The sequence below is a fragment of the Streptomyces sp. NPDC048337 genome (genome assembly GCF_043201175.1).
Lineage (GTDB): Bacteria > Actinomycetota > Actinomycetes > Streptomycetales > Streptomycetaceae > Streptomyces.
Genome location: NZ_JBICYR010000004.1, coordinates 200,113 through 219,648 on the forward strand (window position 1 = coordinate 200,113; position 19,536 = coordinate 219,648).

Below are 19,536 nucleotides of genomic sequence, written 5' to 3' on the forward strand. Positions count from 1 at the left end.
TCGGGGGGCCGGTGCGTACGGGTGACGCGTCAGGAAGAGGCGATCTCGACCTGGATCTCGACCTGGATCTCGACCTCGACCGGGGCGTCCAGCGGGAGGACCGCCACGCCGACCGCGCTGCGGGCGTGGACGCCCTTGTCGCCGAGGACGGCGCCCAGGAGCTCGCTCGCACCGTTCAGCACGCCCGGCTGACCCGTGAAGTCCGGGGCCGAGGCGATGAAGCCGACGACCTTCACGACACGCGCGATCTTGTCGAGGTCGCCGATGACCGACTTGACGGCGGCCAGGGCGTTCAGCGCGCAGGTCGCGGCCATCTCCTTGGCCTGCTCAGCCGAGACCTCGGCGCCGACCTTGCCGGTCAGCGGCATGCTGCCCTTGACCATCGGGAGCTGGCCCGCGGTGAAGACGTACGCGCCCGACCGGACCGCCGGCTGGTACGCCGCCAGCGGCGGGACGACCTCGGGGAGGGTCAGGCCGAGCTCGGCCAGCTTCGCTTCGACGACGCCGCTCATGCCTTCTCCCGCTTCAGGTAGGCCACGAGCTGCTCGGGGTTGTTCGGCCCGGGCACGACCTGGACGAGCTCCCAGCCGTCCTCGCCCCAGGTGTCCAGGATCTGCTTGGTCGCGTGCACGAGCAGCGGAACCGTCGCGTATTCGAACTTCTTGGTCATGGGAGCGAGGGTAGTGCCTGCCGTGCGGAGCGAAGGAATTAGGCTCGGACGCTGTGAGCAGGCTCCAGGTGGTCAGCGGCAAGGGCGGCACCGGCAAGACCACGGTCGCCGCGGCACTCGCGCTTGCCCTCGCACGCGAGGGCAAGCGGACTCTTCTGGTGGAGGTCGAGGGCAGGCAGGGGCTCGCGCAGCTCTTCGGCGCCGAGGCGCTCCCGTACGAGGAGCGGAAGATCGCCGTCGCGCCCGGCGGGAGCGGTGAGGTCTTCGCGCTCGCCATCGACGCCGAGCGGGCACTGCTGGACTACCTGCAGATGTTCTACAAGCTCGGCTCGGCCGGCCGCGCCCTCAAGAAGCTCGGCGCCATCGACTTCGCCACCACCATCGCCCCCGGGCTGCGTGACGTGCTGCTGACCGGCAAGGCCTGTGAGGCGGTGCGGCGCAAGGACAAGGCCGGCCGGTACGTCTACGACCACGTGATCATGGACGCGCCGCCAACCGGGCGGATCACCCGGTTCCTGAACGTCAACGACGAGGTCGCGGGCCTGGCCCGGTTCGGGCCGATCCACAACCAGGCCCAGGCCGTCATGAAGGTGCTGAAGTCCCCCGAGACGGCCGTCCACCTGGTCACCCTCCTGGAGGAGATGCCCGTCCAGGAGACCGCGGACGGCATCGCCGAGCTCCGGGAGGCCGGGCTGCCCGTGGGCCGGGTCGTCGTCAACATGGTGCGGCCGCACCACCTGGACGAGGACACCCTGCGCACCGCCGCCGGCGACCACCGCGCCGAGGTGGCCAAGGCGCTGTCCCGCGCGGGCCTCGGCGGCGCGCGCCGCGGCGGACTGGCCGAGCGGCTGGTGGACCCGCTGCTCACGCAGGCCGCCGAGCACGCGAGCCGGGTGGAGCTGGAGCGCGCGCAGCGCACCGTACTGGCCGGGCTGGACGTGCCGACGTACGAACTTCCCCTGCTCGGCGCGGGGATGGATCTGGGCGGGCTCTACCAGCTGGCCAAGGAACTGCGGAAGCAGTCGGTGGCCGAATGAGCGAGGGGGTGGACACCGTGGGACCGGACTCCGTGGGACTGGACACGCCGCCGCGGCTGGCGGTCGACGCGCTGCTGGACGATCCGGAGACCCGGATCATCGTGTGCTGCGGCGCGGGCGGCGTCGGCAAGACCACCACGGCCGCGGCGCTCGGCGTACGGGCGGCCGGACGTGGGCGGAAGGCGGTCGTGCTCACCATCGACCCGGCGCGGCGGCTCGCGCAGTCGATGGGGATCGACTCGCTGGACAACACCCCGCGCAAGGTGGCGGGCGTGGGGGCGGACGGCGGCGAACTGCACGCCATGATGCTGGACATGAAGCGGACCTTCGACGAGATCGTCGAGGCGCACGCGGACGCCGAGCGGGCCCAGGCCATCCTCGCCAACCCCTTCTACCAGTCGCTGTCGGCCGGCTTCGCGGGCACGCAGGAGTACATGGCGATGGAGAAGCTGGGGCAGCTGCGGGCCCGGGACGACTGGGACCTGATCATCGTGGACACCCCGCCGAGCCGGTCGGCGCTGGACTTCCTGGACGCGCCGAAGCGCCTCGGATCCTTCCTGGACGGGAAGTTCATCCGGGTGCTGATGGCGCCGGCGAAGGTGGGCGGCCGGGCGGGGATGAAGTTCCTCAATGTCGGCATGTCGATGATGACCGGCACGCTGAGCAAGCTGATGGGCGCCTCGCTGCTGAAGGACGTGCAGACCTTCGTGGCGGCGATGGACACGATGTTCGGCGGGTTCCGCACGCGGGCGGACGCCACCTTCCGGCTGCTCCAAGCACCCGGTACGGCCTTCCTCGTGGTCGCGGCGCCCGAGCCGGACGCGCTGCGCGAGGCGGCGTACTTCGTGGAGCGGCTGGCGGCGGAGAGCATGCCGCTGGCCGGGCTGGTGCTGAACCGGGTGCACGGCAGCGGCGCCGACCGGCTTTCCGCCGAACGGGCGTTGGCCGCCGCAGAGAATCTTGAAGAGGCCGGCATTGTCGATCAGGAGTCCGGGAAGGCTGGACTTCGTGAAGCCGACGGCAACGGCAACGGCAACAACGACGAGACCGGCGACACCACGGAGGTCGACGCGATCACGGCGGGGCTGCTGCGCCTGCACGCCGAGCGCATGCAGGTGATCGCGCGTGAGCGGCGCACACGCGACCGCTTCACCTCGCTGCACCCCGAAGTGGCGGTGGCCGAAGTGGCCGCCCTGCCCGGCGATGTGCACGACCTCGCCGGGCTGCGGGCCATCGGAGAGCGACTCGCGGCCGGGGTTCCGGCCGGAGCGTAGGCGTTCATACGACGTGACGTGATGTGGCGCGGCGTGGCGCCCGGGTGATCTACCCGGCTGCCGCGTACGTCTCGTACGGAACGTCGATCTCCGCGTCGTCATCCATGGTGAGGATGCCCGTACTGCGCTCGTACTCCGTGCGGGCGGTTTCGAGCAGCCGTCGCCACGAGGTGACGGTGGGACGCCGGCGCAGCAGCGCACGTCGTTCCCGCTCGGTCATTCCGCCCCATACTCCGAACTCGACACGGTTGTCGAGCGCGTCGGCCAGGCATTCGGTCCGCACCGGGCATCCGGTGCACACCGCCTTGGCCCTGTTCTGTGCCGCTCCTTGAACGAACAGTTCATCCGGATCGGTAGTGCGGCAGGCTGCCTGCGCACTCCAGTCGGTTACCCAGCCCATCCCGGCGCCGTCCTCTCCCGAATCGAGGCTCCCCCACGGCGGTAGCGGCATATTCACCGCTGCCAGTTGAGGACGTTACGGAAGGCGGGCACAGTGCAACACCCCCGACGGGCCCAATCTTGAATGGTCCGAACGGACTATGGGTAAGCGGCAGATCACCCGACGGAGTGATCCGACGACATGCCAGACCATTCCGGCGATTCGGGTGAAATCGGCGGGGCATCATCAGCACAGCAGGCGGGATTCGGACATGAGTCCACCCCATTCGGGAAGGGTGAAAATCAAGCCGAGGGGTTGATGTCGCACCGCACTGCTGTGACAGTTGGGGACAGCTTAGGCCAAGGCATTCGCGTGTGTCCGGTGAATGAGAACGTAGGCTGCCCTCCATGGGAAAGAAGCGCTCGGGCGGCGGGCTCACGGGGAGCCAGCAGGCCGCCAAGTTCCTCGGTGTGTCCGTTCTCTCCGGAGTTGTGCTGGCCGGCATGGCGATCCCGGCGGCAGGCGCCCTGGGGCTCGCGGCCAAGGGCACGGTCGAGGGATTCGATGAGATCCCGGCCAATCTCAAGACTCCGCCGCTGAGCCAGCGGACCACGATTCTGGACTCCGAAGGTGGCTTGATCGCCACGGTCTATTCGCGCGACCGGCAGGTGGTCCCCCTCACGGCCATCTCCCCGTACATGCAGAAGGCAATCGTCGCCATCGAGGACTCGCGTTTCTACGAGCACGGCGCCGTCGACCTCAAGGGCATCCTGCGCGCGGTCAACCGCAACGCGCAGGAGGGCGGCGCGGCCCAGGGCGCCTCCACCCTCACCCAGCAGTACGTGAAGAACGTGTTCGTCGAAGAGGCCGGCGACGACGAGACGAAGGTGCGCGAGGCCCAGGAGAAGAGCCTCGGGCGCAAGATCCGCGAGCTGAAGTACTCCATCCAGGTCGAGGAAGAGCTCGGGAAGAAGAAGATCCTCGAGAACTACCTCAACATCACGTACTTCGGTCAGCAGGCCTACGGAATCGAATCCGCGGCCCAGCGCTACTTCAGCAAGCCGGCCAAGGACCTCACCCTGGAGGAGTCCGCGCTGCTGGCGGGCGTCGTGCAGTCGCCGAGCCGGTACGACCCGGTGAACGACGCGCAGGAGGCGATGAAGCGCCGCAACGTCGTCCTCCAGCGGATGGCCGACGTGAAGGACGTCTCGCAGGCGGAGGCGGACGCGGCGAAGGCCAAGCCGGTCACGCTGAAGGTGACCAAGCCGAAGAACGGCTGCATCACGGCCGTCAAGGGCGCCGGCTTCTTCTGCGACTACGTCCGCAACTCCTTCCTGACCGACACCGTCTTCGGCAAGACGCGCGAGGAGCGGGCGAAGGTCTGGAACCAGGGTGGTCTGACCGTACGGACGACCCTGGACCCGCAGTCGCAGGACGCCGCGAACGAGTCGATCAAGGACCACGTCTACCAGGAGGACTCGGTCGCGACGGCCGTGACCATGGTCCAGCCGGGCACCGGCCGGGTGCTGGCGATGGGTCAGTCCAAGCCCTACGGCTTCGGGAAGAACGAGACGCAGATCAACTACTCCGTGGACAAGCGGATGGGCGGCTCGAACTTCGGCTTCCAGGTCGGCTCGACCTTCAAGCCGTTCATCGCGGCGGCCGCCCTGGAGCGGGGCACGCCGCCGACGCAGGTGTACGGGTCGCCGAACAAGATGGACTACCCGAGCGGAATCCCGCGGTGCGACGGGTCGCAGTACGTGAACGTCCCCAAGAACGGGAAGCTCGAGACGGCGAAGAACGAGACCGAGGACGAGATCGGTCCGTACGCGCTGCGGACGGCGATGGAGAAGTCCATCAACACGTACTTCGTCGAGATGATCGGCGAGATCGGGCTCTGCCCGGTGACGGAGATGACGCAGAAGCTCGGCGTGGTCCCGGCGGACGGTTCCAAGCTGCCCGAGGGGCCGTCGATCGCGCTCGGCTCCGCCGAACTCTCCCCGCTGACCATGGCCAACGCGTACGCGACCTTCGCCAACCGGGGCATCTACTGCACGCCGGTCGCCATCGAGTCGATCACCGACGCGCACGGCAAGGCCCTCGCGGTGCCGAAGTCCAAGTGCGACCGGGCCATGTCGGAGAACACGGCCGACACCATCAACACCCTGCTGCGCGGGGTGGTCGACTCCGGTACCGGTGAGCGGGCCGGCCTGTCCGACCGCGACAACGCGGGCAAGACGGGTACGACGGACGGACGGTACAACGCCTGGTTCGTCGGCTACACCCCGAACATCTCCGGCGCGGTGTGGGTCGGTTCGGGCGGCACCAGGAAGATCTCGATGGAGGACATCGTGATCGGCGGCAAGTCGTACGACAAGGTCTTCGGCGGCGGCCTGCCCGGCCCGATCTGGAAGGACGCGGTCACCGGAGCCCTGTCCGGGCGCGAGGCCCCGAACTTCGCCACGATCAGCATCCCGGAACCCGTGGTCCCGGGCGGCGGCAACAACGGCGGACGGCCGACCACGACCCCGGTCAAGCCCGGGAAGCCCGGCAAGCCGGGCGGCGACGGCAAGCCCGGCGGCCGCCCCGGCGGAACGACGGCGGCCGGAGCCACCGGCGGGACGACGGGAGGCGCCACCCCGGGCAACCCGTTCCCCGGGATCACCGTCGAACCGGGCCTGATCGGCGGACGCGACACCCAGTAGCGAGCGGTACGTGTGAGGGGCCCCAGCCGAATCCGGCTGGGGCCCCTCACACGTAGAACGATGCGGCAGCACTACTACGAGCTGCTGCGAGCTACTAGGAGAGCTGCTTCTTCACGACGGCGGCGACGCGCCCGCCCTCCGCCAGCCCGGCGACCTTCGGGCCCACGATCTTCATGACGGCGCCCATGGCCCGCGGCCCCTCGGCACCCGCCGCCTTGGCCTCCTCCACGGCCTGCGCCACGATCGCGGCGAGCTCGTCGTCGGAGAGCTGCTTGGGCAGGTACGTGTCGAGGAACTCGCCCTCGGCGGTCTCGCGCGCGGCCTGCTCGCCGCGGCCGCCCTGGGCGAAGGCGTCCGCGGCCTCGCGGCGCTTCTTCGCCTCCTTGGCGATCACCTTGAGGACTTCCTCGTCGGAGAGCACGCGTGCTTCCTTGCCCGCGACCTCCTCCTTGGTGATGGCGGAGAGGGTCAGTCGCAGGGTGGACGAGTGCAGCTCGTTCCGCTCCCTGATTGCGGTCGTGAGGTCTTCCTGGAGCTTGGCCTTGAGCGTGGTCATGGAGCTGAGTCTGCCAGGTGCGGGGGCGGTGGCGCCCGTTGGTTTTGCGGGTCTGCGACGATGGGGCCATGCGTGCGCGTTACGGAGTACCCCTGAAAGCGGCTGCCGGAATCGCTGCGGTGGGGGCCGCGGGTGTGGCCTATGCCGCCGGTTTCGAGGCGCGGTCCTTCCGCCTGCGGCGGGTGACCGTCCCGGTCCTGCCCCAGGGGATGCGACCGCTGCGCATACTCCAGGTCTCGGACATCCACATGGTCTGCGGGCAGCGCAAGAAGCGCGCCTGGCTCCAGTCCCTGGCCGGCCTGCGCCCCGACTTCGTCGTGAACACCGGCGACAACCTCTCCGACACGGAGGGCATCCCCGAGGTCCTCGACGCGCTGGGTCCCCTGATGTCCTTCCCCGGCGCGTACGTCTTCGGGTCGAACGACTACTACGGGCCGCGGCTGCGCAACCCCGGGCGCTACCTGATCGAGAAGGTGCAGGGCCGGCACGGGCTGAACGGCAACAAGCCGGTCGTCGGCGCCGTCCACAACCCGTGGGAGGAGATGCGGGACGCCTTCGACGCGGCGGGCTGGCTGAACCTCACCAACACCCGGGCACGACTGAAGCTGGACGGCCTGCAGCTGGCCTTCACCGGGCTGGACGACCCGCACATCAAGCGGGACCGCTACGAGCGGGTCGCGGGCGGCCCGGACCCGGACGCGGACTTCTCGATCGCCGTCGTGCACGCCCCGTACCTGCGCACGCTGGAGGCCTTCACGGCGGACGGCTACCCGCTGATCCTCGCCGGGCACACGCACGGCGGGCAGCTGTGCATCCCCTTCTACGGGGCACTCGTCACCAACTGCGACCTGGACACCAAGCGGGTGAAGGGCCTGTCCACGCACGAGGCGGGCGGCCACCGCGCGTACCTCCACGTCTCGGCGGGCTGCGGCACCAACCGGTTCACCCCGGTCCGCTTCGCCTGCCCGCCGGAGGCGACACTGCTGACGCTGACCCCGAAGGCGTAGTGGACGTAATACGTTGACGGGATGATCTCACCGGCGATCCCGTCCCCGCGCCTCGTCCCGGCGGCCTTCCGCGCACTGATCTCCGCCGCGGCCGTGGTGGGGGTGGTCATCGAGTGCGTGTACGGCAGCGTGCCCGTCGTCCTGAGCTTCTTCACCATCTGGACCAACATCGCGGTCGCGGTCGTCTTCGGCGCCTCCGCCGCGCGCGCCTGGCAGCGCCGCCCGGACCTCGCCCCCCTCCACCGGGGCGGGGTCCTCCTCTTCATCCTGATCACGGGGCTCGTCTTCCACCTGGTCCTGGACAACCCGTCGAGCCCCTTCAACATGGTCGGGGAGCTCGACAAGCTGACCGGCGCCAAGGCCGTCGCCAACCAGCTCCTCCACACGGTCACCCCGATCGGCGCCGTCCTGGACTTCCTCCTGCTCACGGCCCCGCGCACGCTGCGCCCGCGCCACGCCGCCCAGTGGCTCGCGTACCCGCTGGCGTACGTGACCTTCGCGCTGATCCGCGGCGAGCTGCTCGCCCCGGGCACCAAGACCCGGTACACGTACCCCTTCATCGACGTGGCCCAGTACGGCTACGCCCGGGTCGCCCTGAACGCCGCCGTCCTGGGCATCGTCTTCTACGCCCTCGGCCTGCTCCTGATCACGGCGGACCGCTTCCGCCCGGCCTCCCCCCTGGCCCCGCGACCACTCCGCGAAAACCGGATTTCGTCTCCGGCCGCGGGTCCGCTAAAGTAATCGATGTCGCCAGGGCAGCCAACACTGCAAGGCGGCGATCGGGGTGTAGCGCAGCTTGGCAGCGCGCTTCGTTCGGGACGAAGAGGTCGTGGGTTCAAATCCCGCCACCCCGACTTCGTAAGACCAGATCAGGGGCCTGATCCACTTAGTGGATCAGGCCCCTGAGTGGTTTCCGGAGATCGTTTGGGTGAAATCTGGGAGAAGATCTTGGTCGGCTTCTCCCAGCGCCTGTCTGCCGGGCAGGTGCGGGGCGCCTCGCGTGGAGCGGCGGACACCTGCACCTTCGCGAACTCCAGCCACAGATTCGACCCCCGACCGAGGACAGCTCGTGGATCACGCCTTGACCACCACCGACGACAGCGACGCCATCTCGGAGCGGACGGGACGCCCCTGCGCGATCTGCGGAACGGTGATGGAGTCCTGGCGCCCGCGCAGTCAGAAGTACTGCTCTGATCCTTGTCGCGAGGCCGCTGCCAAGAAGCAGCGGGCGGAGCGCCCGAAGGACGCCCCGAAGATACGTCGCCCCAAGCCGACGCTCACACCGGGGACCCCGCCCGTACCCGATCCCGCCAGGACACGCGAGGTGCCTGGCGATCCGTACTGGGGCCCCATCCTCGCTGCCGCCGACCGTGCCACAGGCGGTGAGCCGTGCCGGGTCTGCGCCGAGCCCATTGCCGCAAAGACGCCCTGGTCGTACCGGGACCGCCACGTGTGTTCCCACCGGTGCAACGAGACGCTCAAGCGCCGCACAGCGACCAGGATCCGACGCGGCGAGATCGATCTCGGCTCCATCCCCGGCATGGGGACCCGTGGCGCGGCAGATGAGGAACAGCGCGCCCACTTCGGCCAGGAACGCCAGCCGGCTGTCTTCCGTACCCGAGACGCCGACGCCGACTTTCCCTACGAGTTCTATGGGCTGGGCCCGCTCCCGGGAGATGTCGTCGAGCGGCACGGCTCGGTCACGACGTACGCCACCGCTGCCTCCATGGGCGCGGACTGGCTCGTGGACCTGGTGCGGTCCAATTCCGAAGACGACGCGGAGCCGATCCTCGCGATCCACGAGCAGACCGGCGCACTCCTCGCCTACACGGGCCGCACCCCGTGGTGGACCAGCGTGCCGGGCCAGGAGCAGCCGCTCGGCCAGCAGCAGTCGTTCCGGGATGACGACGGGAGGCAGTGGACGTGGCAGAACGAGATCATCCGCGACGTAGACGAGAACGGTAAGGCCTATGACTGGGAAGCGTGGGTCTGCGTAGCCGAGCCCGCTCCGACCCTTTGGACGCCTGCCTATTCCGCCCGCTCCGAGAAGCAGCGGCGCTCCACCCGTGCCCGTAACAGCTACCAAGCCCGCATGCGTGGTTACGGCGTCCTCGACGCCGCCGCCGCGCAGGTGGATCCACTCGACATATACGAGCGCGACCAGTGGGCCTGCCAACTGTGCCACAAGGCGATCGACTCGGCCGCCGAATGGCCCGACCCGTGGTCAGCGACCCTCGACCACATCAAGCCGGTCTCGCTGGCCGGCGAGCACTCTGCGGAGAACCTCCAGGCGGCCCACTGGATCTGCAACGTCCGCAAGGGAGACGCCTGGGGGCCAGGGGGTCGCGAGATCAGCGGGGGATGATCAAGTCAGTCAACTGCCCTGGAGTCGGGACCTTCCCCCGGTTGATCACGATCGCCGCCACGATCACGACCACCGGGAGGAGAGCAACGAGAGCCGCCTCGGGAAGACCTGCCAGCGAGGCGCCCGCCAGGGCGAGAACAACTGCCAATCCCACCGACGCAAGCCGCAGTCGTTCGTGAGGCACAACGGGTTCGGCGTCACCTATCTGTTCCTGGTTGAGCAGTTGGCCGACTTTGCCTTCGGCGTAGCGTTCCGCGATCGTCAGCAGCAGCACCGTGAGTTCTCGCAGTGCATGCTCGGGATCGGTGTCTTGTCGGGCCTCCGCCTTGCGGAGCGCACCCACCACAAGCGCCGTATGTGCGCTAACGACGCGCTCGTGATAGCCACGGACATCGCCACGGCGCGACCGGGGGGCCAGCCATATGGCGCTCTCCGCTGCCTTGAGTGAGATTCGGGGCACGTCATCACCCGGCCGTCCGGTTTGCCAGCGCCTCTGCGCGTGTGCGCATTGCACGGCGGCGACAACCAAGACCACGACCGGCCAACATCGCAGATAGTCGACGCCTCGCGTCTTCCTCTCCGCCCGTTCGCGTTCCCGGCGCCGCTCCGGGCTGTGGGAGAGCGCTGCGCTCACCCGACTGATGAGGGGTACGGCGAGCAGAAGGATCAGAATCACCAGTACGCCACGCAAGGCCTCGAAGGCTTCGGCAGGCCCTTCCCAGTCACGGGCCGCCCCGGGAATCGCCAGGAACCTCTCCACCAGATCGCCCAACGGATCGGGTCCACTGCTGGCAGCACGGCTCGCACGAGGATCCCGGAAGATGGCGTCGGCATTCCACACCGTGAGCGCGAAGGCAGCCACGGCCGCCAGATGTGCAGGGATGGCAACCTGCGCTGAGTACCACCATCTCACCACCCACACGGGAGTCAGTCCGTGGCCCGGCGGGACCCGACCCGCGACGACCTCTGGAAGCACACCCCGGGCTTCAGCCAGGAGCACATCCGCCTGCCGGACCGCCAGGACGCGCCTTCGGCGTTTGATCTCCTGGACCACCCGCCGGTCAAAGGGCTCCAATATGCGCCGTCGCCACCATAAGCGCAGAGGCACATAGGAGAACAGAAGGGCTACCCCGAACAGCACCACGAGTTCAACTGCCAGCACCAGAAGCGTCTTCACGTCGGGCAGTGTCGCTGATTCCTCTGACAACACCTCGGGGCGGAGGCCACTCGGCCTGCAATGAGTCGACGCCGAAACGGCAGCCAGGGGCGGGAACCGGTCAAGATGGCGCAGCGGGGAATTGCTCCATACTGCCGATGCTGGCGCTTCCCACCTGGGGTGATGTCGATCCGCCGGATGGCGGTTCTCGCCACGGGTTCGACCGTCCTGGTGGCGCGTCTGCAACTTTCGCTGACTGATCCAATCGTTCGTGGGCAGGATGGGCCCCCGAAGAGCAGGGGGTCTCGGGGGAGGTGGCCTATGTCCCTGTTGCCTTGGCGCGCCTCTGTGCAGAGCAGTTCACCCCGCAATATCGCCGCCGAGTCAGGTCACGCCGATGCGGTTCCGGGTGTTCCACTCCTGAAGAGTCCTGACAAGACCTCTCAGGTCAATGGCCACCAGGCCCTACGCCCGACGTACGCGACGCGCGACGAGCCGCCTTCCACGAACGCGGCCACCCGCATGCTCGCGGGAGCCATGCACGAGCGCGTGAACCGTATCGGCCAGGCGCGCGACCTCATGGGCCAATGGCAGGACCGAGTACGAGGCCGCAAGGAACGGGACATCCGGCACCTCGGTCCGCTCGTCGGCGAAGAACTCGTTCGATGGACGCTGGACAAGGTCCTCAACGCACGCAAGCGCCCCGCCCCCTCGTTCGGCTTCAGTCTTCCGCTCGTCCTGACGCACAGCGTCGCTGCCCGCCGTCAGCTGCGATTCCGCGGTGCGGTGATCGTAGGAATGGTGGGTCTGGTGGGCGTGCGCCACCCATGGGGTGCGATGGCCCTGGTGGTGCTGGCACTGCTCCGCCACTACCTCCTCACGGCGGGTCTCCTCCGTGCCCTGGTGCGCTGGGGCTTCAGCTCCCTCGTTCCCATGTTGCTCGTGCTCGCCGGGGGGTATATGGCCTGGTCACGGCTGCGTCCCCACACGCCGGTCCTCGCGTTCGCGGTGCGCGATTCCGTCGCCGTCGGCGTGTGGATGACCCTCCTGCTCACGATCGCCTACATGGTGGACCGGTGGGCCTGCCTCGCCTACCTGGCCTCTTTGGGCCCCTGGCGCCGAACCCAGGCAGCCCGGCCGCGTCTGGCCCCACGAGCGTCGGCCCGGATCGCTGAATGCGAGGTGAGCCAGAGGTGGCAGAGCATCCCGTACCGGAAGGAAGAAGGGATCAACCGCTTCGTCGGTGCCGGCCTCGATGCCTGGCGCGCCACCGGACCGCGCATCCAGCTCACCGCAGCCCGTCGTGCCGAGGAAGAAGCGGGCGACGGGCGAAGCAGCGCAAGATCCGTACCCCAGCCACGGCCACCCGCTGATGCCGAAGCGTGGTGGAACGAGAAGCCGGCCGGTATCCGCAAGTTCGAGGCCGACGAGTTGCTGGACAAGGTCCGCGACGAGCTGGAGCGCCTCAGCGGGGTCCTTGTGGAGACCCACGCACTGCCTCACTGCGACATCTTCGAAACTCTCGCCGTTCCGCAGTCCCGGTGGAAGAAGCTCCCGCGCAGGCCCGGCCGCAAGGCTGGCGCCCTGCCGAAAGTGCTCGATGGCACCTGGCCGGAAGCCCAGGAAATGATCGAGGAAGGCAGAACGGCTCCCTCAGGCCACCACTCACGTCGCTATCTGGCCGCGCAGGTCGTCGACTGGAAGGGAGACATCGTCGTCACAGTCTTCGCCCACGCCGCGCTGGAGGGCAAGACGCTCCACTTCGTAACCCGGCCACACGTCTTGGCTCCCGTCGCAGACGAGGCCCGCGCCGAGTCCGCCACGGGACGGGAGCTCGTCAAGAAGATCCTGCTCACCCCTGTACACGCGCTCGGCGACACCGCAGCCCTGGCACGCCGGTCCCACGCCGCCCTTATCCGTGGCTTGGATGCGGTCGTAGGCGGCTTGTTCGGGCGCTCGGCGCAGCAGCAGGTGGCAGCGGTTCTCGACAAGACGGAGCAGAAGGACAGCGGCGAGCCGGTCAGCCTCCGTGAACACTGCGCCCTCGACGAGCCAGAGGACATGCACCAGGTCGAAGACGCGGCTCGGCACATCTCGATCCTCCAGTCGCGCATGTTCAGTACCGTCAGCGCCTTCCTCGACGACCACGGCGTCTACACCGGCGACTTCAGACGCCAGGCGCAGGAAGTCGTCACCAAGATCTTCATCAACGGCGACCACAACCAGGTCAACACCGGAACCATGCACGGCGGTCAGGCACAGACCGCCGAGACCGACAGCGCACAGACGAAGGGTTGATCATGAGCATCTGGCGGGGTCGTGAGACGAGCGGTGGCATTCACATCGCGGGAAGCGGCAACCAGGTCAACACCGGCCGGATCGGTGGGAACCAGCAGCAGTCGTACGTCGGCGCCGGTCAGGACACCACCAGTCTTCAGGCCGCCCTGGCGAGGCTCGCGGAACTCGAAGCGGCCCTCGAGGAGCACGCCGCAGAGGTGAGCAACCCCGATCTGGCACGCCGCACGGCAGGACGCATCGGCGAGGAGCTGAACAGTGCCCAACCCGACCAGCGCCGCATCAGGGACAACCTCGAAGACCTCGGACTCGCTATCGGGTCGGCGGCGGCCGTCGTCACCGTTCTGCAGGGCCTCAACGCCGCAGTCGCCGCGCTGCTCGGATGACACCCGGAGCCGCCGTCCCCCTGTGAGCCGGGCTGACGGTGACCCCACGCCCAGGCTGTCCCAATAGTGCTGCTCCTCAGCCAAGATGAAGGGGCGGGCCATACGATCTCTCCAGGATGCCGTACGGAACACAGTCGATCGGGGGGCCGATGGATCCGCAGCTGTTGGAGACAGCCGGGGCGACACTCGTGGCAGTCATGGCCACCGATGCCTGGCAGACGACGAGAGACGGTGTAGTCGCCCTCTGGCGACGGGTGAACCCGGCCCGCGCCGACGGGGTGGACGCCTCTCTCACGGAGGCGCGCTCCGATGTCGTACTGGCCAGGGAGCAGGGTGACACCGCCGCCGAAGAGGCGCTCGCCCTCCAGTGGCAGGGCCGACTCCTGCAATTCCTCGCGGCGCATCCCGACGCCGCGCAGGAGCTGGATCGTGTACTCCGGGAAGCCCGTGCGCAGTTGCCCGCCTCCGAGCAGATGGTGATCGGCACCATACGGCTGGAGGCCCGTGCCAGCGGGCACGGCCGCGTGTACCAGGCCGGGCGCGACCAGCACATCACCGAGCGGTGAGCGAGCAGTCGCACTCCTCCGCGTCCGCCTCCGGACAGGGCCGTGTCTACCAGGCGCACGGCGACCAGTACGTCACCGAGCACCATCACCACGCGCCCGCGCACGGCGACTGGATGGGGCCCGTACCGCACTCCGTCCGGGTGCCGCTGACCGCAGAGCCCGCCACTGCTCTGCGGGACCGTGTCGAGCTGCGCGAGCGGCTGATGCGTTCGGTCACCCACGGCCGCGGTGGGCCGGCACAGGTTCTGCACGGCATGGCAGGGTGCGGGAAGACCGCCCTGGCCCGGCACGTCTTCACTCAGGCCGTCGAGCATGAGGGTGTCATCGGGTTCTGGGTCGACGCTTCGTCCGCGAGCTCGCTGCGGTCGTTCATGATCGGTATCGCGGCGGACCGCGGTGCCTCTCCCGCCGAGCTGGAAGCCGCCCACGCAGGCCGGCGCCCGGCCGCCGATCTCGCCTGGGAGTGCCTCTCACAGTCTGCGGAGCCCTGGCTGCTCGTCCTCGACAACGCGGACGAGCCTCGTCTGCTCCAGGAGGGCGGTTGGCTTCGGCGGAGTCCACGCGGCACCGTACTCGTGACGACCCGCGACCCCGCGGCCGAGGTCTGGCGCAGCTGCGACACCCATCCGGTGGGCGTACTGCCGCTCACGGCGGCCGCCCAGGTGCTCTTCGACCTGGCCCCCGGCACCGGGGACCCGGAGGACTTCGAGCGGCTGGCACTGCGACTCGACCGCCATCCTCTGGCCCTCTCCCTCGCGGGCAACCACCTACGCCGCCAACTGCTGGAGAGGTGGACAGTGAGCGACTACCTGGAACGGCTTCCGGAGGACCCCAGCGAGCTCCTCGACCAGGCAACGGACCCCTCGGAGGAGCACGCCAGGGCACGTTTCAGCAGTACCTGGCAGCTCTCCCTCGACGCCCTGGACCGACAGAACCTGCCGGAGGCCGTCACCCTGCTCCGCCTGCTCTCTTGCTTCGCGGCCCAGCCGGCGACGGTACCGCTCAGCCTGCTCGCTCCGGCCCGGCTCGACACCACCGTCCTGCCCCGCCTCGACCCTCCGCTGACCGGTGCCCGTGCCGATGCCGCGTTGCGGGGGCTCGTCGCCACCTCTCTGGTCTCCCTGCTCGACGTGCCGGGTGACCGGGGCCGCCCACCCGTGCGCGGCCTGCAGGCCCACGGGCTGCTCCTGGACACGGTCGCCGGCCGGATGCCGGCGGAGGCCCGTGACGTTCGTCCGGTCCGCGGCGGAGCTGCTCGAAGCGGCCGTCCCCGATGCGCCGGAGGACCAGGACCTGCGGCTGCTGGCCCCACACGCCATCGCGCTCCTGCGCCGGTCGCGCGGTCCGGAGCCCCTTCCGCTGATCAGGCGGTTGCGGTCCCTGTACTACGAGCGCGGGCACTTCACGGCCGCCCTCGACCTGGCTGTTGCGGCCCAGCGGTTCAGCTCGGGGCTGTTCGGTGCGGAGCACCGCGAAGCTCTGGCCGACGCCCACGAGACGGGACGGGCACAGAGCGGTCTGGGGCACTTCGCGGAGGCCGAGCAAACGCTTCGGGGTGTGCTCACCTCGCGAGAGACCCTGCTCGGCGCCGACGATCCGCTCACCCTGGACACCGTCCATGCCCTGGGCATCGCCCTGTACGGGCTGGGCCATTGGGCCGAGGACGAGCAGCTGCTACGGCGCGCCCTCGACGGCCGTGAGCGCGTCCTGGGCGGCTCCCACCCAGACACCCTCGACACGCTCGGCCGGCTCGCCGAGGCGGTCGGCGAGCTGGGCAGGTGGGAAGAGGCACGCTCCCTCGCCGAGACCACTCTGGAGCGGTCCGAGGCCACTCTGGGGGACGGCCATCCGAACACCGTGCTCAGCCGCCTCGCCCATGCTTGGGCCGTGGCTGGCGAGGAGCGGTGGGAGGAGGCGGAGCCCCTCGCCCGGAATACAGCCATGACCGCCGGGGAGGTGTTCGGACCAGCTCATCCCCGGACCCTCGCCGCCCGCCACCTGCACGCGACCGTCCTCGTCCGGCTGCAGCACTGGCAGGAGGCAGAGGAGTTGCTCCGACACGTCATCGCGGCGCGCGAGTCCATGCTCGGTCCCGAGCACTCCCACACGTTGTCCGCCCGCACCGACCTGGCAACAGTCCTGGCGGGCAGCGGCCGTGCCGAGGAAGCAGTGACCGTGGCCGCGGCGACGCTCGACGGATACGTACGTACACTCGGCCGTGATCATCCCCGTACCGAACGCTGCCGGGCGGTTCTTCGAACGGCGCAAGAGGCGTGTGCAGTCGCGCGTGCCGCCAAGGAGACTTCGTGACCGACGACTTCGGATTCCGCTGGCACAAGAGCACGTACAGCGGTGAGACCAACGGCTGCCTGGAAATACGCACCCCCCCCCCGGCTGGGAAAGACACGCATCCGTGACTCGAAGGATCTGACACGACCGCCTCTGATCTGCACCACGGAGAGCTGGATGGCTTTCGTTCGTTCCGTCAGTGCCACAGACTGTTCCGACGGTGAGACGGCATGACCTGTGGGGGAGGGTGACATCGGGGATGGAGCGCAGCCCGGCCACGTCCGCTCACCGGCACGCCACAGCACAGGGGCACAGCCGCGTCTTTCAGGCGGAGCGGGACCAGCACATCACCGAGTACCACACGCATTACCACCAGGACCCGCCCACAGCCCTCGCCGCTGCTCACCCTGGTCCTGAATCGGTCCGTGTCCCGCTCGCCCCTCGCCTGCGCTCCCCCGTGCGGGACCGCAGAAGCCTTCGCCGGCAGCTGCTCGATGCCGCTGTGGGCACCGATACACCGGACTCCATCCACGTCGTGCACGGCATGCCCGGGTGCGGCAAGACCGCGGTCGCACAGAGCATCTTCGACGAAGCCGTACATGAGCACGGCGTCATCGGACTGTGGGTGAACGCCGCCGGAGCCTCCTCCCTCCGAGCAGGAATGCTCGCCGTCGCACTCGACCGCGGAGCCGGGCAGGACGAAGTCGATGCCGCCTGGGCGCGTCGCCGGCCGCCGGCTGACCTTGTCTGGCACTACCTGGACAGGTCACCCGATCGCTGGCTGCTGGTCCTCGACAACGCGGACGATCCCGCGCTCCTCGACGGCGGGTGGCTACGGGCCAGTGCAAGAGGCACCACCCTGATCACTACCCGCCACGGTCGGGCGCCGCTGTGGCGCGAGGCCGACACGCATCCGCTCGATGTGCTGGACATACCGGACGCCGTGGAGGTCCTGCAGGATCTGGCTCCCGGCGGCCACGACCGTGCTGCTCTCGAAGCCCTGGCGCATGAGCTGGGCTGCCACCCTCTCGCCCTCGTCCTGGCCGGATCGTTCCTCGGCCACCAACTCCTGGAGCCGGTCTCCGTGGACGAATACCGCCGCCGTTTACGTGACGATCCGAACACCGTTCTCGATCTCGGGGCGTTTCCCGGGGAACGAGACGTTCGAAGGCTCATCAGCAGTACCTGGCAGCTGTCTCTCGACGTGCTCGCCGACCAGGGAAACCCGGAAGCGACAACGCTGATCCGGCTACTCTCCTCCTTCTCCGCGGATCCGCTGCCCGTGGGGCTACTCGCGGCCGCTCGCCTCGACCTCACCGCGCTGGCCCAAGCGGATCCGCCTTTGGCGGGATCCCACGCGAACCACGCCCTGCACGGATTGCTCGAGCAGAGCGTCGTCGCCCTGCTCGATGTTCCCGGCGACCCCGGACGCGAACCGGTACGGTGCATCCAGGCACACGGTCTGCTGCTCGACTCGGTGTGGTCGCGTGTCCCGCTCGACCAGCGCGACCAGCGCGACCCCATACTTTCCGCCGCCGCATCCCTCTTGAAGCAGTTCCTCGCCGTCCGGGCCGGTGTGTACCCGGACGCCCAAACCGTGCGGCTGTTCGTCTCGCACGCGATAACGCTGGTCCGCCGGTGCGCCACGGTGAGGAGCCCATCCCTGACAGCGGCCCTCGCCGTCGTACGGAACTTGCGTACCCAGACCTTCGACCGCGGCGACTACACAACGGCACACCTGCTGGCCACCGCCGTGTGCGACACCTCTGCGGATAGCGGCCCGGAGGCCCTGACCGACCGGTTCGAACTGGCCCGGGCCCTGGCAGGCCTCGGACGATTCGCAGAAGCCGCAGAACTCCACCGGTCGACGCTCGCACGCCGCGAAGAGGAACTGGGCCCGACCCACCCTGACGTGCTGGACAGCACTCACGCACTCGGCCTCGCCCTGTACGGCCTCGGCGCCTATGCCGAGGACGAGCTCCACATGCGCCGAGCCGTGGACGGCCGTACCGAGGTCTTGGGCACAGGCCACCCCGACACCATCGAGAGCGTCGCCTGCCTCGCCGAGGCGATCGGCGAACAGGGACGCTGGGCCGAAGCGGAGGCCCTGGCCCGGCCGAACCTCACCGTCGCCGAACAGGTCCTCGGTGCCGAGCACCCGCGCACACTCATCAGTCGGATCACGCTCGCCTGGGTGCTCTCGCGCCGGGGGCCCTGGTCCGAAGCCGAGCTCCTTGCCCGGTCCGTCATTGACGGCAATGAACGGAATCTGGGTGCGAACCATCCCCGCACCCTGGCTGCCTGCGACCTCCTGGCCGGCATCCTGCTCCGGCAAGGCCGCTGGAGCGACGCCGAAGAGGCAGCGCGTACGGTCCTCGCAGCGCGCGAGCGCGCCCTCGGCCCGGAGCATCCACACACCCTGGCCATCCAGGCTCGTCTCGCCCGCATCCTCACAGGGGCGGGCCTCACAGCCGCTGCACGGGACATCTCGGCGACGGCACTCGATGCCGCTGCTCGAGTGCTGGGTCCTGACCACCCGATTACGCAGGAATGCCTGCGGGCCCACCAGGAAGCTGGCTCCGCCACTCCGGAGCCCATGACAACGGAAGAGAACGGGGAGCGGGGACAGTGAGTGACGCCATCGCCAGAACCTGGCGGAAGAGCAGCTACAGCGGCAACGAGAACGCCTGTCTGGAGCTACTCACCCCCCCCCCACCGGGCCAGGCTCCTGTCCGAGATTCGAAGCGCACCGACGCCGTGATCGTTTTCCCGTCTGCCGCATGGTCTTGCCTCGTCGAAGCGGTACGACGGGGCGACCTCGCATGACGTGAGCAGTCGTGAGGGCAAGGGA

19 protein-coding genes, 1 tRNA gene and 1 pseudogene are annotated in these 19,536 nt (G+C 69.1%); 15 read left to right on the forward strand and 6 right to left on the reverse strand.

Going from position 1 to position 19,536, the window contains the following annotated elements; all coding sequences use genetic code 11:
- Positions 1 to 29: 29 nt before the first annotated feature.
- Positions 30 to 512: a RidA family protein gene (locus tag ACGFYU_RS08885; protein WP_393826580.1), complete on the reverse strand. Its 483-nt coding sequence runs from the start codon at positions 510 to 512 to the stop codon at positions 30 to 32.
- On the reverse strand, positions 509 to 670 hold the full coding sequence (locus ACGFYU_RS08890; RefSeq protein ID WP_007264966.1) for a DUF4177 domain-containing protein: 162 nt from the start codon (positions 668 to 670) through the stop codon (positions 509 to 511). Before ACGFYU_RS08890 ends, ACGFYU_RS08885 begins: the two co-directional genes overlap by 4 nt.
- 53 nt (positions 671 to 723) lie before the next feature.
- Here ACGFYU_RS08890 and ACGFYU_RS08895 point away from each other — a divergent pair, with 53 nt between their 5' ends.
- The gene (locus ACGFYU_RS08895; RefSeq protein ID WP_393826581.1) at positions 724 to 1,707 is read left to right on the forward strand and encodes an ArsA family ATPase; all 984 of its coding nucleotides are present in this window, start codon (positions 724 to 726) and stop codon (positions 1,705 to 1,707) included.
- Positions 1,704 to 2,981, forward strand: coding sequence for an ArsA family ATPase (locus tag ACGFYU_RS08900; RefSeq protein ID WP_393826582.1), 1,278 nt, complete (start codon positions 1,704 to 1,706; stop codon positions 2,979 to 2,981). The genes ACGFYU_RS08895 and ACGFYU_RS08900 overlap by 4 nt, the downstream gene beginning before the upstream one ends.
- A 49-nt stretch (positions 2,982 to 3,030) precedes the next feature.
- Here ACGFYU_RS08900 and ACGFYU_RS08905 read toward each other — a convergent pair whose 3' ends face one another.
- A complete protein-coding gene (locus ACGFYU_RS08905) occupies positions 3,031 to 3,381 on the reverse strand; it encodes a WhiB family transcriptional regulator (protein ID WP_382637509.1) in 351 nt (116 codons plus the stop codon).
- Between the two features lie 386 nt (positions 3,382 to 3,767).
- Here ACGFYU_RS08905 and ACGFYU_RS08910 point away from each other — a divergent pair, with 386 nt between their 5' ends.
- Positions 3,768 to 6,065 carry a transglycosylase domain-containing protein gene (locus ACGFYU_RS08910; RefSeq protein ID WP_393826583.1) on the forward strand — a complete coding sequence of 766 codons (2,298 nt, stop codon included), beginning with the start codon at positions 3,768 to 3,770 and terminating at the stop codon, positions 6,063 to 6,065.
- 94 nt (positions 6,066 to 6,159) lie between these two features.
- Here ACGFYU_RS08910 and ACGFYU_RS08915 read toward each other — a convergent pair whose 3' ends face one another.
- Positions 6,160 to 6,621, reverse strand: coding sequence for a GatB/YqeY domain-containing protein (locus ACGFYU_RS08915; protein WP_393826584.1), 462 nt, complete (start codon positions 6,619 to 6,621; stop codon positions 6,160 to 6,162).
- A 68-nt stretch (positions 6,622 to 6,689) separates the two neighbouring features.
- On the opposite strand from ACGFYU_RS08915, the gene ACGFYU_RS08920 reads away from it, so the two are divergent.
- The 4 genes from ACGFYU_RS08920 to ACGFYU_RS08935 all read left to right on the forward strand — a co-directional run bounded on the left by ACGFYU_RS08920 (position 6,690) and on the right by ACGFYU_RS08935 (position 9,993).
- Positions 6,690 to 7,628 (forward strand): metallophosphoesterase, encoded by a 939-nt coding sequence (locus ACGFYU_RS08920; protein ID WP_393826585.1) that lies wholly within the window; start codon positions 6,690 to 6,692, stop codon positions 7,626 to 7,628.
- 21 nt (positions 7,629 to 7,649) lie between these two features.
- Positions 7,650 to 8,369: a Pr6Pr family membrane protein gene (locus tag ACGFYU_RS08925; RefSeq protein ID WP_393826586.1), complete on the forward strand. Its 720-nt coding sequence runs from the start codon at positions 7,650 to 7,652 to the stop codon at positions 8,367 to 8,369.
- A 39-nt stretch (positions 8,370 to 8,408) separates the two neighbouring features.
- A tRNA-Pro gene (locus ACGFYU_RS08930) sits at positions 8,409 to 8,482 on the forward strand.
- 215 nt (positions 8,483 to 8,697) lie between these two features.
- Positions 8,698 to 9,993, forward strand: a complete 1,296-nt coding sequence (locus ACGFYU_RS08935; RefSeq protein WP_393826587.1) for an HNH endonuclease — start codon at positions 8,698 to 8,700, stop codon at positions 9,991 to 9,993.
- Here the strand turns inward: ACGFYU_RS08935 and ACGFYU_RS08940 are convergent.
- Positions 9,980 to 11,170 (reverse strand): hypothetical protein, encoded by a 1,191-nt coding sequence (locus tag ACGFYU_RS08940; RefSeq protein WP_393826588.1) that lies wholly within the window; start codon positions 11,168 to 11,170, stop codon positions 9,980 to 9,982. The two genes, ACGFYU_RS08935 and ACGFYU_RS08940, sit on opposite strands and share 14 nt — an antisense overlap.
- Positions 11,171 to 11,470: 300 nt before the next feature.
- On the opposite strand from ACGFYU_RS08940, the gene ACGFYU_RS08945 reads away from it, so the two are divergent.
- The 4 genes and pseudogenes from ACGFYU_RS08945 to ACGFYU_RS08960 all read left to right on the forward strand — a co-directional run.
- Entirely contained in the window at positions 11,471 to 13,447 is a 1,977-nt protein-coding gene (locus tag ACGFYU_RS08945) for a hypothetical protein (RefSeq protein ID WP_393826589.1), read from the forward strand.
- Positions 13,448 to 13,449: 2 nt separating this feature from the next.
- On the forward strand, positions 13,450 to 13,830 hold the full coding sequence (locus ACGFYU_RS08950; RefSeq protein ID WP_393826590.1) for a hypothetical protein: 381 nt from the start codon (positions 13,450 to 13,452) through the stop codon (positions 13,828 to 13,830).
- A 197-nt stretch (positions 13,831 to 14,027) separates the two neighbouring features.
- On the forward strand, positions 14,028 to 14,396 hold the full coding sequence (locus ACGFYU_RS08955; protein ID WP_393826591.1) for a hypothetical protein: 369 nt from the start codon (positions 14,028 to 14,030) through the stop codon (positions 14,394 to 14,396).
- Positions 14,397 to 14,650: 254 nt separating this feature from the next.
- Positions 14,651 to 14,977: pseudogene (locus ACGFYU_RS08960) on the forward strand (ATP/GTP-binding protein); the annotation flags it as partial.
- On the opposite strand, the gene ACGFYU_RS08965 reads toward ACGFYU_RS08960, so the two are convergent.
- A complete protein-coding gene (locus ACGFYU_RS08965; protein ID WP_393826592.1) occupies positions 14,867 to 15,133 on the reverse strand; it encodes a hypothetical protein in 267 nt (88 codons plus the stop codon). The pseudogene ACGFYU_RS08960 and the gene ACGFYU_RS08965 overlap by 111 nt on opposite strands.
- A 487-nt stretch (positions 15,134 to 15,620) precedes the next feature.
- Between ACGFYU_RS08965 and ACGFYU_RS08970 the strand changes: the two genes are divergently transcribed.
- The 4 genes from ACGFYU_RS08970 to ACGFYU_RS08985 all read left to right on the forward strand — a co-directional run bounded on the left by ACGFYU_RS08970 (position 15,621) and on the right by ACGFYU_RS08985 (position 19,511).
- Positions 15,621 to 16,706: a tetratricopeptide repeat protein gene (locus ACGFYU_RS08970; RefSeq protein WP_393826593.1), complete on the forward strand. Its 1,086-nt coding sequence runs from the start codon at positions 15,621 to 15,623 to the stop codon at positions 16,704 to 16,706.
- Between the two features lie 42 nt (positions 16,707 to 16,748).
- Positions 16,749 to 16,919 carry a DUF397 domain-containing protein gene (locus tag ACGFYU_RS08975; protein ID WP_393826594.1) on the forward strand — a complete coding sequence of 57 codons (171 nt, stop codon included), beginning with the start codon at positions 16,749 to 16,751 and terminating at the stop codon, positions 16,917 to 16,919.
- Between the two features lie 268 nt (positions 16,920 to 17,187).
- Entirely contained in the window at positions 17,188 to 19,317 is a 2,130-nt protein-coding gene (locus tag ACGFYU_RS08980; protein WP_393826595.1) for a tetratricopeptide repeat protein, read from the forward strand.
- A complete protein-coding gene (locus tag ACGFYU_RS08985; protein ID WP_393826596.1) occupies positions 19,236 to 19,511 on the forward strand; it encodes a DUF397 domain-containing protein in 276 nt (91 codons plus the stop codon). The genes ACGFYU_RS08980 and ACGFYU_RS08985 overlap by 82 nt, the downstream gene beginning before the upstream one ends.
- Positions 19,512 to 19,536: the final 25 nt, after the last annotated feature.

Bases quoted from the DNA above. Each gene is read 5' to 3' on its own strand.
- ACGFYU_RS08890 (WP_007264966.1), bottom strand. From the start codon at position 670: ATGACCAAGAAGTTCGAATACGCGACGGTTCCGCTGCTCGTGCACGCG.
- ACGFYU_RS08945 (WP_393826589.1), top strand. From the start codon at position 11,471: ATGTCCCTGTTGCCTTGGCGCGCCTCTGTGCAGAGCAGTTCACCCCGC.
- ACGFYU_RS08965 (WP_393826592.1), bottom strand. From the start codon at position 15,133: ATGGCGGTCGAGTCGCAGTGCCAGCCGCTCGAAGTCCTCCGGGTCCCC.
- ACGFYU_RS08885 (WP_393826580.1), bottom strand. From the start codon at position 512: ATGAGCGGCGTCGTCGAAGCGAAGCTGGCCGAGCTCGGCCTGACCCTC.
- ACGFYU_RS08920 (WP_393826585.1), top strand. From the start codon at position 6,690: ATGCGTGCGCGTTACGGAGTACCCCTGAAAGCGGCTGCCGGAATCGCT.
- ACGFYU_RS08950 (WP_393826590.1), top strand. From the start codon at position 13,450: ATGAGCATCTGGCGGGGTCGTGAGACGAGCGGTGGCATTCACATCGCG.
- ACGFYU_RS08910 (WP_393826583.1), top strand. From the start codon at position 3,768: ATGGGAAAGAAGCGCTCGGGCGGCGGGCTCACGGGGAGCCAGCAGGCC.
- ACGFYU_RS08985 (WP_393826596.1), top strand. From the start codon at position 19,236: ATGCCTGCGGGCCCACCAGGAAGCTGGCTCCGCCACTCCGGAGCCCAT.
- ACGFYU_RS08955 (WP_393826591.1), top strand. From the start codon at position 14,028: ATGGCCACCGATGCCTGGCAGACGACGAGAGACGGTGTAGTCGCCCTC.
- ACGFYU_RS08915 (WP_393826584.1), bottom strand. From the start codon at position 6,621: ATGACCACGCTCAAGGCCAAGCTCCAGGAAGACCTCACGACCGCAATC.
- ACGFYU_RS08925 (WP_393826586.1), top strand. From the start codon at position 7,650: ATGATCTCACCGGCGATCCCGTCCCCGCGCCTCGTCCCGGCGGCCTTC.
- ACGFYU_RS08900 (WP_393826582.1), top strand. From the start codon at position 1,704: ATGAGCGAGGGGGTGGACACCGTGGGACCGGACTCCGTGGGACTGGAC.
- ACGFYU_RS08905 (WP_382637509.1), bottom strand. From the start codon at position 3,381: ATGGGCTGGGTAACCGACTGGAGTGCGCAGGCAGCCTGCCGCACTACC.